Annotated in this window: 17 protein-coding genes; 10 read left to right on the top strand and 7 right to left on the bottom strand. The window is 39.2% G+C overall.

The features are described from left to right. Positions 1-111 precede the first annotated feature (111 nt). The 3 genes from AAEY62_RS12785 (at position 112) to AAEY62_RS12775 (ending at position 2,484) form a co-directional block, all read left to right on the top strand. Positions 112-1,311, top strand: coding sequence for a multidrug effflux MFS transporter (locus AAEY62_RS12785; protein ID WP_101164158.1), 1,200 nt, complete (start codon positions 112-114; stop codon positions 1,309-1,311). Then, the gene (locus AAEY62_RS12780; protein WP_350635055.1) at positions 1,308-1,952 is read left to right on the top strand and encodes a LysE family translocator; all 645 of its coding nucleotides are present in this window, start codon (positions 1,308-1,310) and stop codon (positions 1,950-1,952) included. The genes AAEY62_RS12785 and AAEY62_RS12780 overlap by 4 nt, the downstream gene beginning before the upstream one ends. Positions 1,953-2,019: 67 nt before the next feature. Beyond that, positions 2,020-2,484 carry a methylglyoxal synthase gene (locus AAEY62_RS12775; RefSeq protein ID WP_350635054.1) on the top strand — a complete coding sequence of 155 codons (465 nt, stop codon included), beginning with the start codon at positions 2,020-2,022 and terminating at the stop codon, positions 2,482-2,484. Between the two features lie 18 nt (positions 2,485-2,502). Here the strand turns inward: AAEY62_RS12775 and yegD are convergent, their stop codons facing one another. From yegD to AAEY62_RS12745, 6 genes are all read right to left on the bottom strand, one after another. Continuing rightward, positions 2,503-3,867, bottom strand: a complete 1,365-nt coding sequence (yegD, locus tag AAEY62_RS12770; RefSeq protein WP_350635053.1) for a molecular chaperone — start codon at positions 3,865-3,867, stop codon at positions 2,503-2,505. 62 nt (positions 3,868-3,929) lie between these two features. Then, positions 3,930-4,772 carry a DNA ligase gene (locus AAEY62_RS12765; protein WP_350635052.1) on the bottom strand — a complete coding sequence of 281 codons (843 nt, stop codon included), beginning with the start codon at positions 4,770-4,772 and terminating at the stop codon, positions 3,930-3,932. A 33-nt stretch (positions 4,773-4,805) separates the two neighbouring features. Then, complete coding sequence (locus tag AAEY62_RS12760) at positions 4,806-5,462, bottom strand: HAD family hydrolase (RefSeq protein ID WP_165740500.1); 657 nt, start codon at positions 5,460-5,462, stop codon at positions 4,806-4,808. A 75-nt stretch (positions 5,463-5,537) separates the two neighbouring features. Continuing rightward, positions 5,538-5,837 carry a hypothetical protein gene (locus AAEY62_RS12755; RefSeq protein ID WP_350635051.1) on the bottom strand — a complete coding sequence of 100 codons (300 nt, stop codon included), beginning with the start codon at positions 5,835-5,837 and terminating at the stop codon, positions 5,538-5,540. 116 nt (positions 5,838-5,953) lie between these two features. Next, positions 5,954-8,221, bottom strand: coding sequence for a TonB-dependent receptor (locus tag AAEY62_RS12750; RefSeq protein WP_165721312.1), 2,268 nt, complete (start codon positions 8,219-8,221; stop codon positions 5,954-5,956). A 420-nt stretch (positions 8,222-8,641) separates the two neighbouring features. Continuing rightward, positions 8,642-9,502, bottom strand: a complete 861-nt coding sequence (locus AAEY62_RS12745; RefSeq protein ID WP_350635050.1) for a mechanosensitive ion channel family protein — start codon at positions 9,500-9,502, stop codon at positions 8,642-8,644. Between the two features lie 201 nt (positions 9,503-9,703). Between AAEY62_RS12745 and AAEY62_RS12740 the strand changes: the two genes are divergently transcribed. The 5 genes from AAEY62_RS12740 to AAEY62_RS12720 all read left to right on the top strand — a co-directional run bounded on the left by AAEY62_RS12740 (position 9,704) and on the right by AAEY62_RS12720 (position 15,871). Continuing rightward, complete coding sequence (locus tag AAEY62_RS12740; RefSeq protein WP_024590275.1) at positions 9,704-9,913, top strand: hypothetical protein; 210 nt, start codon at positions 9,704-9,706, stop codon at positions 9,911-9,913. 208 nt (positions 9,914-10,121) lie between these two features. After that, positions 10,122-12,257, top strand: a complete 2,136-nt coding sequence (locus AAEY62_RS12735; protein ID WP_350635049.1) for a M3 family metallopeptidase — start codon at positions 10,122-10,124, stop codon at positions 12,255-12,257. A gap of 383 nt (positions 12,258-12,640) precedes the next feature. Then, positions 12,641-13,492 (top strand): carboxylate/amino acid/amine transporter, encoded by an 852-nt coding sequence (locus tag AAEY62_RS12730; protein WP_350635048.1) that lies wholly within the window; start codon positions 12,641-12,643, stop codon positions 13,490-13,492. Between the two features lie 69 nt (positions 13,493-13,561). Next, the gene (locus tag AAEY62_RS12725; protein ID WP_350635047.1) at positions 13,562-14,893 is read left to right on the top strand and encodes a glycerophosphodiester phosphodiesterase family protein; all 1,332 of its coding nucleotides are present in this window, start codon (positions 13,562-13,564) and stop codon (positions 14,891-14,893) included. Positions 14,894-15,136: 243 nt separating this feature from the next. Continuing rightward, entirely contained in the window at positions 15,137-15,871 is a 735-nt protein-coding gene (locus AAEY62_RS12720) for a dienelactone hydrolase family protein (protein WP_350635046.1), read from the top strand. 21 nt (positions 15,872-15,892) lie between these two features. Here AAEY62_RS12720 and AAEY62_RS12715 read toward each other — a convergent pair whose 3' ends face one another. After that, on the bottom strand, positions 15,893-16,816 hold the full coding sequence (locus AAEY62_RS12715) for a LysR family transcriptional regulator (protein ID WP_010555363.1): 924 nt from the start codon (positions 16,814-16,816) through the stop codon (positions 15,893-15,895). A 157-nt stretch (positions 16,817-16,973) separates the two neighbouring features. Here AAEY62_RS12715 and AAEY62_RS12710 point away from each other — a divergent pair, with 157 nt between their 5' ends. Beyond that, positions 16,974-17,657, top strand: coding sequence for a type 1 glutamine amidotransferase domain-containing protein (locus tag AAEY62_RS12710; RefSeq protein WP_101164169.1), 684 nt, complete (start codon positions 16,974-16,976; stop codon positions 17,655-17,657). Positions 17,658-17,773: 116 nt separating this feature from the next. Then, on the top strand, positions 17,774-18,355 hold the full coding sequence (locus AAEY62_RS12705; protein WP_010555361.1) for a rhomboid family intramembrane serine protease: 582 nt from the start codon (positions 17,774-17,776) through the stop codon (positions 18,353-18,355). Positions 18,356-18,407 lie beyond the last annotated feature (52 nt).

The following is an 18,407-nucleotide window of genomic DNA, read 5'->3' as shown; positions in this document are numbered from 1 at the left end:
GCCTTTTTAGCTTAATCCAATCAAAAAATAAAAATGACAACCTATGCAGGGGTCATAAGCCCTTTCTTTTTTACGAGTGCCCACCTAAAATACTCGGCAAAAGGAGACTCAATGCAAACACAGCCCGCTAAACCTAATATGACTTTGTTACTTATCCTAGCGTTACTCGTTATATTTTGCCCTATGGCAATCGATATTTACTTACCCGCTTTTCCTACTATTGCAGAACAATTTGCAGTTACAGAACAACAAGTTCAGCAAACCGTTGCTATTTTTATGCTAACAGTAGGTTTAGGCCAATTAATTGCGGGGCCTTTGGCCGATAGGTTTGGCCGAAAGCCAGTGGCTATAGTGGGTATAAGTTTATATGCAGGCTCAGCATTACTTGCCTATTACTCGCCTTCTTTTGAAGTATTGATGATTGCACGTGCCCTTCAAGGTTTTGGAGCCTGTGCCACATTTGTTGTCGCATTTGCGATAGTGCGTGACAAATATGGTAGTGAACGAAGTGGACAAATGATCACTTACCTTAACGGGATTGTGTGCTTTATTCCGGCAATGGCACCTATTTTAGGAGCTTGGCTTACCGTACAATTTGGCTGGCGTATGAACTTTATGTTTTTAACCGCGTTTGCCATTGTAGGCCTTGTTGTTACGCTATTCTTTTTTAGAGAAACGCGTCCTGCTGATAGCCATTATCAGGGGCATATTTTAGATTTACGTCGCTTTACACCTATTATAAAAACACCGGTATTTTTGTTTAATAGCCTAATTTGCATGGTCTCAATGTCGGCAATATTAGTGTATGTAACGCTCGCACCAGGCTGGCTTATTACGCATTTAGGCGGCACAGTAGCCGACTTTACTTTTTGGTTTACGTTAAACGCCGTAATAAGTATTGTCGCTAGTTTTATTTTACCAACGTACATTAAACGAAATAGCCAACGTGCTTTGCGTGTCGGTGTGAGTGTACTGGTTTTTTCAGGCGTTTTAATGCTAGCCCTTAGCGGTATAGAAACGGCATTTGCGCTTATGTTACCTATTTTAATTGCAGCATTAGGCTTTGCTCTAAGTTTAGGCTCAGCTGCAGGTATGGCTCTATCTAGCTTTCCTAAACAAGCAGGCACAGCCTCGGCATTACTTGGTGCTATGCAAATGAGTGGCGCGAGTATACTCGTTGTTTTAACCCAATATTTAGGGTTAAGTACACCGTGGTTAATTGCTTTTCATTTATTATTACTAGTTCCGCTTTGGATTATTTTAATGAGCAAAAAAGCACATACTTTACACCCAACTAAAAGCGCTCAATGATCAATCCTGATTTTTTAGTCTCGTTTTTATTAGCCAGCTTTTTAATGGCGGTAGCACCTGGGCCATCAAATGCATTTTTGATGGCACAAACATTTGCTAATGGTCGAAGCGCCGGTATGCAAAGTGCTTTTGGTTTTGCATTAGGTGGGGTTATTCATACTCTATTTGCTGTTGTAGGCCTAAGCGCAGTCCTAAAAGCTTCCCCTAGCGCCTATGCGGCAGTGCAATATGCAGGCGCAGCATACTTATGTTATTTGGGGTTTATGATGATTAAAGGCACGCTAAAGCAGCCAAAGCCTATATCTGAAGGCAAGCAAACCGATAAACCGCATATAAGTACCAGTAAAAAAAGTAATGTCATGTTTCAGGCCATGATGACTGAAGTATTAAACCCTAAAGTAGCATTATTCTTTATTGCATTTATTCCGCAATTTGTAGATCCAACGCTTTCATCTGCTACTTTTCAACTCGCTTTTTTTGGCTTGCTTTACCCTATTTTTGCTTTTCCGATTGACTGCACGTATATTTATTTTGGCGACAAAATTGCACAGTTTTTTAGACGTAACCCAAATAGCCAACTTTGGATTGATAGGATCACCGGCATTGTATTTATAGCCCTTGCTATCAATCTATTATTTTAACTAACCTGCACTTTGGTTAAGAGATTTATTACCCAGAGTTTAAGCTAACTAATAAAAAAGAATCAGCATGGAACAAAAAACACAATCTCTTCCCGCACAAAAAAATATTGCTTTAGTTGCCCACGACGGTAAAAAAGCAGCATTAAAATTATGGTGTGAAAAGCACAAAGAAATACTAAGTAAGCACACTTTATATGGCACAGGTACTACCGGGCATTTAATCCAAAAAACCACGGGGCTTGATGTTATTCAACTTTTAAGTGGTCCAATGGGCGGCGATCAACAACTTGGCGCTAAAATAGCAGAACATGAGATACATGTTTTGATATTTTTTTGGGACCCATTAGCATCACAGCCTCATGACCCTGATGTTAAAGCACTGCTGCGTTTAGCCGCTGTTTGGAATATTCCGGTGGCGTGTAATGAGGTGAGTGCAGATATGTTATTAAGCTCTCCGCTCATGGATGTAGAGCTTGAACGTACATTGCCAGATTACGAAAAATATCTCGCAACCCGACAAATAGATCTTTAAACCTAGGTATCATCCAGGTTATTTATAAAGCATGCTGGCCCATTTAGTCAGGCCAGCAGTTACACTACCAAAGTGATCCCCGTTAACCATTTTTATATTGCCTAAGTGCTCACTTAAAGCCGCTTTAATCAATGGTGACTGTGCACTACCGCCTGTTAAGTAAATAATGTCTGGCGTGGTCGCAGCGTCGCTGATTGCTTGTTTTGCTAAAGTAACTATTTGGCTAATACTACTCTCAACGGCAACAGCTAAATCGCTTACCGATACATTTTTATTCAGCCCACTATCTAAAAAGCTTAAATCACAATCAAACGCACTAGCTGATGAAAGTGCTATTTTAGCTGCTTCACCTTGTTGTACTAACTGATGACCTTGCTTGTTTTGCTGTAAATGTATTAAACGCTTATAAAGCTCAGGCGCACTTACATCACGTAATTGTGCATTTAGCTCTCGGGTATGGCTTTCACTATAAAATTGGCTTTGTAAGTTTACATCGTTAATTTTACACGCTTGCCAAAACGCTTGATTAGGCAAAGGTAGGCCTGATTTAAACGTACTGCCTAAACCCAATAACGGCATTAAACCATGAAAGCTCAAAGCAATATCTAAATCGTTTCCGCCAACACGTTTACCACTGTGAGATAAAAAATCGCCATCGCGCTGGTTATTTCCTCTAAAACTCGGACCCATTTGTACAAACGAGCAGTCACTCGTACCACCACCAATATCAATAACGAGTACTTTTTGATCTTGAGTTAAATCACTCTCGTAATCGATACCCGCAGCAAGTGGCTCATATAAAAACTCTACGTCTTTAAAACCAGCACGTTTAGCAGCACGTTCTAAAATACCGACTGCTTGTTGATTTGATTGCTCACCACCCACAGCTTGAAAGTTTACTGGACGACCAATCACTGTTTGTGTAAGTGTTTTACCTAAAGAGAGCTCGGCGCGTTGCTTAATTTTTAAGATCATCGCGGTTGCGATATCTTCAAAAAAGTTAATTTGACCTTGCTTTAAACCTGTTGCGCCAAAAAATGATTTAGGGGACTTAACAAAGTAGCCTTCTTCAGGAAACTGCACGTACTCGCTAATCGCTTCACGACCAATAAATAGGGTTTCATCTGAAGGTTGTAAATCAAGGTCTGACTTAATACGAGGTAAAGTATTTAATAATGCTTGGCGCTGCGTTAAAAAGTCATGCTCATGGGCTGTGCCATGTAAATGCTTAGCAACAAAATCAACAACCAACGCACTGTGATGAGTGTAAAGTGTAGACGGTAAGTAATGTTTTCCTTGCTCTAGCGGTACTAATTGAACATTACCCTCGCTCATTACACCCATAGCACAATTAGAACTACCGTAATCAAAACCTACAAACATACTTCACCACACATTACCAAAAAGGCCGCGCAATTTAGCACACTTTGTAAAAATTATAAATGTTATAAACTATCTCTTACTCGTAAAAAACTAGCAAAACGCGGTAAACCGTTTTTTGTTAATCCATGAAATCGGTACGTTACAGTGCTGCCTATCTCAGGCGGAGTGGCGCGCTCTGCATCATTAAACCCAGTACCAATTGAAAACACCTGCCCTTGTGCTGTTTTTACCCTTAATGCCCCTAACATACCTTGGTATTTGCCTTTACCTGGTAAGTGCGCAATCACAATCGCTTCTGCATCTAAATAAGGCTTTAATTTTAGTAATGCACTGCTTCGCCCATTGCTGTGCTTAGCACTAGCCAAATGTAACATTACGCCCTCGCCGCCCTGCTTAGTTATGTTTTCAAAATACTCTGTGAGCTGCTCATTATTAGTAAAGCTATATTGAACTACAACGCTAATGTGCGGCGAGTTTAGGCTAGTAATAAGCTCATTATAGTTTTTATAGCGAGTGCTAAAAGGCAGATTTTCATCTGGCATATCAAATACTTTATAAGTAATAGTTTGCCAATCATGATTATTAGGTTTTTTAGTTCTTACTATGCCACTAAGCGCAGAAAAGTGCTCACGCTTGGTCCATAGCTCACCATCAAGCCATACATTTGGCAATGGCGCTGTAAACCAACTCGGCGCATTGATAATATTGCCCTTGCGAGTAACAAACTGCGTGCCGGTCCATATAGCTCTTACGCCATCATATTTTTCACTAACTAAATACTTACTTACATCGTAATGTTTAGTTTCGTTATATACTTTAGCCAGTAAAACAGAGGGTTGTGCTGCACTTATACATTGCGTAAAAAGTACAACAACAATTAAAAGCAGGTGTTTAATAGTAAACATTGGCGCATCCAAGCAAGTAAAAGTTGGCTTAAACTATAGTTGAGATTGCACCCATTGCCAAAACTCATCTAAGTTACTCATTTTATAGGTAGCTTGGCTAAAATCGTGATCTTTAGTATGGCTATTGGCAATGGCTACAACACGTAACAAAGCGTTGTTGGCCGCCGTAACACCGGTAAATGTATCCTCGACAGCAATTGCATTGCCTGCCTGTATATTTATCTGCTTAAGTGCCAGTAAATATGGGTCTCCAGCAGGTTTAGGATTAGTTACATCGTCTTTTGTTACCACCGTGTCAAACAGCTCATAAAATCCTAAACCTTTAAGTATTGGCATAGCTTCACTTTTAGCACTGCCCGTTACTAGCGCCATTTTTAAGTCACTCGCTTTTACAGCTTTCAACGTTTGCTCAGTAAACGGCATCAGTGGTGGTAAATGTGTTATTACATATTCGCCAAATAAACGGTATTTTTCATCCGCTAAAAACTGTGCGCTTACTGATAAGTTATGCTCTTGCTTAATTTCGATTGCAGCTTCTAAAGTGGGTCGTCCTGAAAAGCGCTGACAAAAATCACTTTCTAAATAACTAACACCATAAGGCTTAAGTAGTTTACTCCAACATACAAAGTGCATGCTTTCTGAATCAACTAATGTGCCATCCATATCAAATAATACTGCTTCTAATGTCATCCTCATTCCTTATTTAACCTAAGCCAAATTTTGACAATAAAAAAGGCGCCTTAAGCACCTTTTATTAAATTGTTGTTATTGCGTTAAGTCAGCTGGTGGCTCACCCGTTGCTTCTTCACCCGTATCAACATCAACAAGCTCGTAGCCACGCGTTTTACGCATAACTTTAAGTACAGGCTTTTCAAATGCTGTTTTTAAACGATCTGAGTCATCTTTCAACTCATCAAGTGTTGTACCAAAAGGGGCTGCGCCTGTTTCTGACCAGTTAGTCACTTTACCGTTCAGGTTATATTCTACTTCGTGTATTTGATATTGCGCTGCTTCATCTTTCGTTGCTTCACAAAAAATTACACGGTAATTCCAAAATCCAGCCATTGCTCTTCTCTTTAAATAAACCAATTAGGCGCTACTTTAGCAGCTCTAAAAGGGGTTATACAAATAAAAAAGCCTGCGCAATGCAGGCTTTTAAAGTAAATACTTTTAGCTATTAGTTAGAAAAATCTAACTTTAAACTCAGCACCTACGTAACGTTCTTCGTTAACAATACCCGTATTGTTATTAAAGTCTACAGCTCCAATAACTTGTTGCTCGTCAAATAAGTTACGAACAAAAGCGGCTACTTCGTATTCGTAATCGCCTTCAGACCATGTGTAACCTGTACGCAAACCTGTTTCAATAAGCTCTTTACCTTCAAACTCTACTGATTCGTAAAGGAACATATTGATTTTACTGCGATAAGAAATATCACCGCTTGCGAAAAAGTTACCATCGGCAAGTTCTTTAGTGTAGCGAAGCGTAAAGTTAGAGATCCACTCAGGAGCATGCGGTAAGCTATTACCATCAAGTACAGCAAGACCAGAACCATTAATTGGGTCAGTTACAGTACATTGAGCACAAACAGCGACAGCTAAATCGTTATCTTTAATTTCTGTTTTATTGTAGCTTAAGTTAAACGTTGCATTAAACTCATCGCTTAATACCCACTGCGTATCTAACTCAAAACCATAGCCAGTCGTTTTATCAGCATTAACTAAACGGTTAAAGTTAGCACCACCGCCTACAGCGGTAAGTTGCTGGTCGTCCATTGTGTAATAAAACACAGTCGCGTTAACACGACCTTGGCCATCTAACACGTCTGATTTAATACCTGTTTCGTACGATGTTACAGTTTCTGATTCAGCTGTTGTTACATCATCACCAAACAAAATACGACCTTGTAAACTAGGTGCGCGGAAGCTATTTGCTACACGGCCGTACCAGTTAACATCATCGTTTACTTTATAATTTGCAGATAAGTCCCAGCTAACATGGTCGTCACTAACATCACGCTCTACAAGTAATGCACCACCGCCAATTGGGCTAAGTGTACGGTCAGCGACAAAATCTTTATCGTCATCAGAGTAGCGAAGTCCCGCTGTTACTTTTAAATCATCTGAAAAAGTATAATCTACAGAACCAAATACAGCCCAAGCTGTAGTATCTTGCTGTTGACGAACATAGCCATTTAAAGCACCAGCATCGGGTGTTGAGAATGTATCGTAGCTGTAGTTTTCAATTGTTAGTTCTTCATCGAAGTAAAAAACACCTACTTGATAATTTAAATCGCCATCAAAGTTACTAGATAAGCGTAGCTCTTGCGTCAACTGGTCGTGATCTGGAATGCCATCAGCACTTTCTGAAGAGAAAGGGATAAAACCAGGCCCCATGAAATCTGGAATATAAGAAGCACCGTAACCGCCGTCGATGTCAGCGCGAGAATATATTTCAGCACTTTCCCATGCAGAAATTGAAGTGATTGTGTGATTTTTAAGTTCCCACTCAAGCTTTAAGCTTGCACCTTCAGATTCTACTTGTTGAGTAGAACGAGATGCTGCATCTTGATAAACAACATCACTTTCGTAATTATCTACTAGCTCGTTAGTACCCGTTTTAATTACATTTGCACGAAAGGCAATTGGCGAGCCATCTAAATCACGTGTGTGATAGTTTAATAAAGCAGTAAAATCATCGCCTTCATATAAAAACTGAACACGTGCCGCTTTTTCAGTGTAACCACCTTGCTCGTCTTTAGCTTCAAAGCCTGGAGCTTGGTTATCAATGTAATCGTCTTTATCTTGCCATAATAATGAAACACGAGCAGATAAACGGTCAGTTAAAGCACCACCTACAGCACCACTTGTGTCTACAGCGCCACGGCTACCGTATGAAACAGAGCCATAACCATCAAACTCTTGACTTGGTTTAACAGTATCAAACTTAACAAGGCCAGCCGGCGTGTTACGTCCAAATAAAGTTCCCTGTGGTCCACGTAATACTTCTACGCGCTCAACATCAAATACTGGGAAGCCTTTTAAAATTGCATTTTCTTGAACGACTTCATCAACAACAAGTGATACTGGTTGTGATGCATTCAAATCGAAATCGGTATTACCTAAACCACGAACGTAAAAGCGTGGGAATGAACGACCAAATGAAGATTCAATAGATAAACTTGGAATTTTCGCATTTAAAAAACGAATATCCATACCAGCTGAGCTATACGCATCAAGGTTATCACCTTGTAGAGCAGATACTGCTACTGGTACTTCTTGAGCGTTTTCTACACGTTTACGAGCTGTTACTTGAATAACTTCTAGTTGATTACTTTTTTTAGCTGTTTTTTCTTCAGCAGCTAAAGAAGAAAATGAAGTACCTGCTACTGCAGAGAACAACGTTGCATTGATTAGGGTAGCTAACGTAGATCTTTTCATTGCTTTCATGTTGGGTTTAACCTTTTTTGTGCACTCTTGTTCAACGGTTTTTTGTGTTGCGCAATGTATTCATTGCGGGCTCGTTCAATTTTTCGCGACTTGCGTCATGCGCGCGGACCTTATTACCGAGAGTACAAAAACGATGTTATAAGGCTGAACGAACGATTAAGATTATACCATTGTGTGACAATTTTACTGCATAAATATAGACATAATTAGAAACTTTTTTGCAACATTTAACTATAAAATCACGTGTTTTTATCACTATTCAGATGCAAAACCCCAATATTAAGGACATATGTCCTTTATTGGATTTAATAAAATGGAGTAGGAAGAAGGGATTGTTTTACATGTTAACCTAAAATAGAAACACCTGTGTTTTTATTAAAAGCCGCCCAAGAGCGACTTTTAATATTTACTATATTTGAACTATGAGCGCTTAAATGCAATTTCACCGTCGATATGAATATCACGCTGCGGAAAAGCAATCACTACATCATGCTTTTCAAATACAGCGTAAATACTAAAACGAATATCACTGCGTACTTTTCTAAGCATGGTTTCAGACTCGGCGCACACCCAAAAAATAGCGTTAAATACGAGCGAGCTATCTGCAAAGTCATCAAATAACACCGATGACTTTGGATTAGCCAATATTGCTTCATGATCATCAAGCACTTGCTGAATAAGCTTTTTAACCAGTATCACGTCTGATCCATACGCAACGCCTACACTGACCGATGAGCGTGCATTGCCATCTATTAGAGTCCAGTTTGTTACTGTATTTTCGAGCAATTGAGAATTAGGAATAAGCATATGTACGCCGTCATTTCGGCGAATACGCGTTGAGCGAGTATTAATTGTTTCAACCACGCCTTTTGCATTGCCTACCTCTAAAAAGTCACCAATACGTATTGGGCGTTCCCACATTAGTATCCAGCCACTAATAAAGTTATTGATAATATTTTGAGCACCAAAGCCTACACCAATGGCTATTGCACCTGAAACAAAAGCAAACGCAGTAAGCGGTATGCTTAATACTTCTAAAGATGTAAAAATTAAAATAGCGATACTTAAAATAAAGTAGATACGTGTAAATAAATGCACGGCATCTTGGCTTAACTTTTTTGCCAATAATGTTTTTGTTATTAGCTTGCCAATACGCGTCACAATAAACCAAATAGCGAAAAGTATTAAAGGCACTTTAATACTTTTCGCTACGGTAATGTGTACATCGCTGTAACTAAATACAACAAAGGCAAGAATTTGGTTTATGTGTTCTAAGGTCATTTATTTTCCAAAACAAGCAAAGGAGCGCTTTAAATTTAAATCGCTATAAAGTGAAAGCGGTTCAGTGTTGGGTAAGTTTAGCAGTCATAATATAACTAAAACGCCAAGTTAATAAGTTCAATATACTTTTTATGAACAATTTATTAACTCTTTATTGCACCGAGTGCTATATAAATAGTGTACAAGCACTGGAGATCACATATGACACAACTTACTTTAAATCAAAGACTCGCTACTTTGCAGCCGCAGGTAGACTTACATTTATTTGAAAGCAGCCTAGATTACCGAAATAAAATTTTGTGCCTTCTTGCAGAACAAGAGCAAACACTGGCATCTATTAACAAAGAGTTTGGCCAACAACAACCTAGCAACTTTGGCTCTGAGAGAAAATTTGTACTAGGATATAACTAAGCAATTATGACTCAACGACTTATTAAGTAGCTCAGGTGTTTACTTTTAGAGCTACTTTTACCTTCCTTAAAGCTAAATATTAGCTAATTTGCGTTCAAATCCCCCTTAATACCGATAAACTTTATTGTATAAACGCCAAAATTTGATAAGTTAACTAGGTTTTTCGACTCGCAAAGCCTATTCCGGCTAATCTTTCTATGGAGTTATTATGCGTAAAACCCTGATCGCCACTACTATTGCTAGTGCCTTAATATTATCGGCCTGTTCATCTAACGATACACAAAACATGGCAAAAGAAGGCGCAGCACAAGTGCAAGACATGAACGCAAACAATGTTTTATTTAAGCCAAGCCCATTGCAATATATGGCACCAGAATTTGATAAATTTGGTACAAAAGACTACGAAGCTGCATTCGATGCAGGTATCACACAGCACACGGCACAAGTACAAGCCATTGCTAATAACCCTGCTCCAGCAACATTTGAAAACACATTAGTTAAAATGGAATTGTCAGGGGAGCTATTAAATCGCGTATCGGCTGCTTTTTATAACTTATCTGGTTTAATTTCAGATGCTGAATACCAGCGTATTGATGAAAAAATGGCGCCTGTATTATCTGCTCACTCAGATGATATTTACTTAAACGGTGAATTATTTAAGCGCGTACAAACAATTTACGACAATCAAGATAAATTAAACGCAGAAGATAAACGCCTAGTTGATTTTTACTACAAGCAGTTTGTAAAAGCAGGTGCTAAATTAAATGACGCTGAAAAAGCTAAAATGCGTGAAATTAACTCAGAGCTAGCTCAGCTATCTACTGCGTTTTCACAAAACATTTTAAAATCGTTTAAAGAAGACGTTATTGTAGTTACAGATAAAAGTAAATTAGCGGGTCTTTCTGAAGGCGAAATTGCAGGCCTTGCAGCTTCAGCTAAAAAAGCGGGCAAAGACGGCTACATGATCACTTTGGTAAATACAACGCAACAACCAATTTTAAGCAGCCTTGAAAACCGCGACCTACGTGAGCGAATTTTTAAAGCCTCTGCAAACCGTGCAGCAAAAACTAACGGCCCTATTATTATTAAAGAAACCAACCTACGCGCTCAAAAAGCAGAGCTTTTAGGCTACAAAGATTGGGCTTCTTATGTAATGACGTCGCGTATGGCGCAAACAACTGAAAACGTTTACGGCATCCTTGATGACCTAGCACCAAAAGCAGTTGAAAAAGCAAAGATTGAAGCAGCCGCTATTCAAAAAGTGATTAACGATTCAGGCGAAAGCTTTGAGCTTAAACCATGGGATTGGACTTTTTATGCTGAAAAAGTACGTGCAGAAAAGTACAACTTAGACCCAGCACTTGTTAAACCATACTTTGAAATGCAATCGGTTATTCACGATGGCCTATTCTTTGCTATGAACAAACTGTACGGTATTACGTTTAAAGAACGTAAAGATCTTCCTGTTTATCATGAAGATGTAACCGTATACGAAGTATTTAACGCTGATGGCAGCGCTATTGGTTTATTTTACTTAGACCCATATGCACGTGAAGGTAAACGTGGCGGCGCATGGATGAGTGCATACGTTAGCGAAAGCGGCTTAAAAGGCACCAAACCTGTTATTTACAATGCGCAGAACATTCCAAAACCTGCTGCAGGCGAGCCTACGCTAATGACGTTTGACGAAGTGTCTACTATGTTCCATGAATTTGGTCATGCTGCACATGGGTTATTCTCAGATGTTAAATACCCAAGCCTAGCGGGTACTGCAACGGCACGCGACTTTGTTGAATTTCCGTCACAAGCAAATGAAGATTGGATGATTGAACCAACAGTACTTGCAAACTATGCTAAGCATTACAAAACAGGTGAGCCAATTCCACAAGCTTTACTTGATAAAGTACTTGAATCGCAAAAATTCAACCAAGGTTACGGCACTACTGAATATTTAGCCGCTGCACTACTTGATATGGAATGGCATTCATTTGGTTCTGATAAAAAAGTAGCTGACGTTCAAAAGTTTGAGCAAGACGCACTAGAAAAACACGGTATTGCTTACTACCCTGTTCCACCGCGTTACAAATCAAACTTCTTTAGTCACACATTTGCAGGTGGTTATTCAGCGGGTTACTACGCGTACCTGTGGACTGAAGTATTTGCAGCAGACGCCTTTGCACATATGGAAAACAACGGCGGCTTAACACGTAAAAATGGTGATAAGTTCCGTAAAGAAATCCTATCAAAAGGTAACAGCCGCGACTTAATGCAAAGCTACATTGAGTTTAGAGGCCAAAAACCAACTACCGACGCACTACTTAAGCGCCGTGGTTTAGTTGAATAGTTAGGGCATGTTGACCTTTCGTGGTTGAATTTGCAGCAGTATGTTTGGTATTTAGGCAAGGCAGAGCCTATGTAGTGTGGTTATTCCCCATAAATAGGCGATAACGCAGCATAAATGCCAAACATGCGCTGCCCTTTGGGTTCTTTCTAGGGACGATTAACTCTTTGTTACTCGGTTTTTACTTAGCCCGCTAGGTTACAAACCTCGCGCCGCGATTAAATCGCCCCTAGATTGAACAAATTTCAATCCACAAAGATCAACACGCCCTAGTAACTTAGTTTATTAATTATTGCTTTATAAAAGCCCGCTTGCGGGCTTTTATTGTTTATACATTAATTTATAACAGATAAACTGCTGCCATTAATTATTTAAAGACGACGGCTATGCGGTACTTATTTGCAGTAACTTTACTTTGGGCATTTTCATTTAGTTTAATTGGCGTGTATTTAGCAGGTCAGGTTGATGCATGGTTTAGTGTGTTAATTCGCATAGCACTAGCAACCCTCGTATTTTTACCATTTTTAAAGTTTAAACAAACACCTAAACCTTTAGCCTTAAAGCTTATGCTGATTGGCGCTATACAACTTGGTGTTATGTATAGCTTTTACTACCACTCCTTTTTATTTTTAAGCGTCCCCGAAGTACTGCTATTTACAGTAATGACTCCTTTGTACATTACCTTGCTAAATGATGGATTGAACAAACATTTTAACCCACGCTTTTTTATAGTCGCACTTATTGCTGTAATTGGTGCAATTACCATTCGTTACGAAAACCTAAATAGCAATTTCATAATTGGCTTATTATTAGTTCAAGGTGCGAACATAAGTTTTGCTGTAGGCCAAGTAACCTATAAACGCTTAATGATGAACAATAAGCTTGATGATAAAACCGTATTTGGATGGTTTTTTATAGGCGCACTTATTATTGCCACAATTTGTTATGCATTATTTGGTAATTCAAACAAATTACCAACCACTTCTACTCAGTGGGGCATACTGATTTATTTAGGGATTGTTGCATCAGGCCTTGGTTACTTTATGTGGAATAAAGGCGCAACACTCGTCAACGTTGGAGCTCTGGCAGTCATGAATAACTTACTTATCCCAGCAGGGATTATTGTTAACGTACTAATTTGGAACCGAGACGCTGACATAGTCAGGTTAAGTATTGGAGCAGCTATAATGTTAGGTGCATTATTAGTGAATCAAATGCTTAATAAAAAAGTAAATTAATAAGCTTGTAGCAAAATTGTCATTAATAATCATTAAGGTAGTACAAATTTTACTTTTTAAGGATAAACAATGAAACGTATCACCTTACTTACAAGCTGTATATTGTTAGCCACACTTGCAGGCTGCGACGACGATGTAGAAATAGTAGAAAAAGAAGTGGTTGTTACCAACACCGAAGTTGAGATTGTTGAAATACCTACGCCTGTTATTGTAGAAGTACCAAGTGGTGATGCGCCAGATATTCAACTAGGCACTCGTCCTTATTATTTAGTAGATGATATGAGCGACAGCAACTTAAAAACCCAACTAGAGTCGTGCAGTGAAGGTCCTTTTTACCGTACCGATTTTTCTATTGGTCATCGCGGTGCATCAATGCAATACCCCGAGCATACTAAAGAAGCCTATATTGCTGCAGCCAGAATGGGCGCAGGCATTGTTGAATGCGACGTTACATTTACAAACGATAAAGAACTAGTATGTCGCCATTCTCAATGCGACTTACACACCACAACTAATATTTTAGCCATTCCTGAGCTTGCAGCTAAATGCAGCGTGCCATTTACACCAGCAGACCCTGCTAATGGTGTTGCTGCTTCTGCAAAATGTTGTACCAGCGATATAAGCTTAGCGGAATTTTTAACCCTTGAAGGTAAAATGGATGGTGCAAACACTAATGCAACTACCGTTGCCGATTACATGGATGGTACACCAAGTTGGCGCACTGATTTATATGCCACCAACGGCACATTGATGACCCATAAACAAAGCATTACACTGTTTAATGAGCTGGGTGTAAAAATGACTCCTGAACTTAAATCGCCACAAGTAAGTATGCCATTTGATGGAATGACGCAAGAGCAATATGCGCAAAAAATGCTAGACGAGTACACACAAATGGGCGTGCCAGCCTCAAAAGTTTATCCGCAATCGTTTAACCTTGAAGACATAAAATACTGGATTAACACTAACCCTGACTTTGCAGATAACAGCGTATACCTAGATGGTCGCGACAGTGAAGCCGGATTTGATCCAAGTAACCCACAAACATGGCAACCTGGTATGGATGAACTTGTGGCTGACGGCGTTAAAATTTTAGCCCCTCCAATTTGGATGATGCTAACAATAGATAACGAAAATAATATCGTGCCATCACAATACGCAATTGACGCAAAAGTAGCAGGTTTAGAGCTTATTGCATGGAGCCTTGAGCGCTCAGGTCCGCTTAATGAAGGTGGTGGTTATTACTATCAATCTATTGCTGATGTTATAGATAACGATGGCGATATGATGACGGTCGTTGATGTGCTCGCACAAGACGTGGGGGTAATGGCTATATTTTCAGATTGGCCGGCTACCGTAAGTTATTACGCTAGTTGTAATAAAATGCCTGCAAGTATTTAATACCAATCTGCTTATATATGGGGTCTATTTAACGTTAAGAAAATTACGCTAGAACTAGGCAAAAATTTTTTATCTAGTTGTTCTAAATAAAAAATTTTTAACGACGTTATAGTGAAATTTAATTCGTTAAATTGATCAAAGATTTATGCAGGTTGGTATAAATACTCGACAACAAAAGTCGTTTATTTTATCGCGCTCAGTTACCATATCATTATATATAATTTTATTTAACTGAGCGCTTTTATGATAATTCAACAACATAATGCAGACTTGCCAACACCTACAGGTTTAATGCGAACAACAGTATATCGCCCTCAGGCGCAAGGGCAATTCCCTGCTATCATTTTTTATTCTGAAATATTTCAGCAAACTGCACCTATTGCACGCAGCGCAGCTATTTTAGCAAGCCATGGCTTTGTGGTATTAGTACCGGAAGTGTTTCACGAGTTAAATCCTATGGGCACTGTGCTTGCTTATGATGATACAGGTAAAGACAAAGGCAATGCAGATAAGTGGGCAAAGCCACTTGAGCATCATGATAGCGACACGCAAGCCATGATCGACTTTATAAAGCAGCAACATTACTGCACAGGTACAGTAGGCGCTATGGGCGTATGTATTGGCGGGCATTTAGCTTACAGAGCGGCGCTTAATCCTGAAATTAAAGCGGCTTTTTGCTTATACGCGACTGATATTCATAGCAATACATTACCTGCAAAATCAGGTAATAACTCATTTGAACGCATGGCTGATATACAAGGCGAAATTCACTTTATATGGGGTAAACAAGACCCGCATGTGCCACAAGAAGGTCGTACTAAAATATACCAGCAATGCGTAAGCACAGGCATTAATTACCAATGGCAAGAAGTTAATGCCCAACATGCCTTTATGCGTGATGAAGGTGAGCGATACGATGCAGCCCTTGCAATTAATATGTATCAACAAGCGGTTGCATTATTTAGCCGTACTTTATAAATATTTAAAAAGCGAAAATAATTAAACGCTTTTCAGCATACCCAAGGCGGTATGCTGTTTCACAAAATACGCTTTTAAGTAATCAATAAATAATCGTAGTTTTTTAGATCCCGCAGCTCCTGGCGGAAATACTCCATACAGTTCAATATCTTTGCTTTTATAATCATCTAATATTATTTCAAGTAGCCCAGCTTGTACTTTAGGCCACGCATCGTAAAGCGGAATACGCCCAATGCCATGCCCCGCTTCTACAAAGGCAGTACGTGCAGCTGCGTTATTAGTACTTAAGGCGCCTTGCATTGCAATGTCGTGTTTTTTGCCATCTTTTGAAAGTGTTAACGTTTTACTTCCTAGCTGATAAACCACCCATTGATGATCTGCCAATTCTAAAGGCGTTTTAGGTTTACCAAAATGTGTAAAGTAATCCGGCGCGCCACAAATACAAGTGCTCATTGTAGTAAGCTTGGTTGCTTGCAAGTTGGAGTCACTCAGTGCCACACCCCTAATTGCAAAATCGAACCCATTTTTAATAATATCAACCACATCGTCAGTAAGCTGTAAGTCTATTTTAATTTTAGGGTATTGGCGCTTAAACGTATTTATTGCGGGCACAATTAGCTGCATTCCCACATTCACAGGGCAGCTAATTTTAAGTAAACCTTGTGGCTCACTCTTTATATTTTCTATTTGCTGATTAGCTGCATTAGCTTGTTCGGTAATTATTCTACAACGCTCATAATAAGCAATGCCCGCCTCAGTCAGCGCCATGGTACGAGTTGAGCGATTTAATAAAGTGACTTCAAGCTGGGTTTCTAACTTTTTTAAATGATAACTTGCTACGGCTCGCGTAAGTCCTAACTGTTTAGCGGCAGCGGTTAAGCTGCCCTGCTCTACAATTTGCGCAAATACAACCATGCTCTTTAACTGCTCAAACGACACCTTCATATGTGCTCCGTAGCGTGTTTTAAATTCAACCTCTCTATTGTATCAATTATTAAACCAATAAAGTTAAATTTATCATCGTTGTTTAAAGCTCTGTTAGTGCATATAGTAATTGGTAAGCAAGATAAACTAATTCAAATCATCAGAAGGAATATATTCAATGTCTAAAAAAATACTTATGGTTCTTACATCTCACGCAGAACTTGGTAACACTGGCGAAAAAACAGGTTTTTGGGTAGAAGAATTTGCAGCCCCTTACTATGCATTTGTTGATGCAGGCGTTGAAGTAACGTTAGCGTCTCCAGCTGGCGGCCAACCACCAATTGATCCGACAAGTACACTTGTCGATTTTCAAACAGATGCAACAAAACGTTACGACGCCGATAGCGCAGCACAAACACTTATGGCAAACACTAAAGTATTGAGTGAAGTGAACTCAAGCGATTTTGACGCTGTATTTTACCCAGGCGGTCACGGTCCATTATGGGATTTAGTTGACAACACAGATTCAATTTCGCTTATCGAAAGCTTTATAAAAGAGCAAAAGCCTGTCGCTGCGGTATGCCATGCAAGTGCTGCATTTTTAAATGTTAAAGATACAGACGGCAATGCATTAGTAGCGGGTAAAAAAGTAACTGGCTTTACTAACTCTGAAGAAGCTGCAGTGCAACTTACCGATATCGTGCCATTTTTAGTTGAAGACGAGCTAATTAAAAAAGGCGGCGATTATCAAAAAACTGACGACTGGGGCGTATTAGCGCTAGTAGATGGTTTAGTAATTACCGGTCAAAACCCAGCAAGCTCTGAACTAGCAGCCAAAAAACTATTAACTAAACTAGGTTAATAGTGAGTAAAAATTAAAAATAAGCACAGCATCTTATGCTGTGCTTTTTTAATTGCTTTTCATTAGCAAATACAATTCCTATACTGGCAACTCTTAAAGTCAATTAGGGCGATTATATGGCAACCAAGCCAACCACACTGTCATTACTAACTAGTACCCGCTTCGCAATTTTTAGTATTGTTGTTATTTGCTTCGTACTACAAGTGATCAATAGCCTACCTGGTATAAACCTAAATGGTTTAGGCATATATCCACGCAGTATCCAAGGCTTAATTGGCATACTATGCGCACCTTTTTTACATGGTAGCTGGTGGCACTTTGCCAGTAATATGATCCCATTTGTAGTGTTAAGTTGGCTAATTTGCCAGTACAGCGTAAAACGTTTTTATAACGTATTTATTTTTACCGCTCTAGTTGGTGGACTGTTAGTTTGGGCATTTGGGCGCAGTAACATACATGTTGGTTTAAGCGGTGTTATATATGGTTTATGGGGCTTTATTCTATGCTACGGCTTAGTAAGACGCTCATTAAAATCAATTATAATTGCTGTTGTAGTGGCTATACTTTATAGCGGTTTTATATGGGGTGTTTTACCCCAGCGCTATCATGTATCGTTTGAAAGCCATTTATTTGGAGCACTAAGCGGATTGTTTTTAGGTTATAGATTAGCAAAAGCCGATAAATTAAAAGGTCGGTAAATTAAGTATTAGGGCCTTTAATTAATTTTTTATGGCCACATTTACCATATAT

Origin of the sequence: Pseudoalteromonas sp. GW168-MNA-CIBAN-0100 (genome assembly GCF_040309225.1) — a bacterium.
GTDB lineage: Bacteria > Pseudomonadota > Gammaproteobacteria > Enterobacterales > Alteromonadaceae > Pseudoalteromonas > Pseudoalteromonas arctica.
This window is presented reverse-complemented; position numbering and strand designations above follow the sequence as displayed.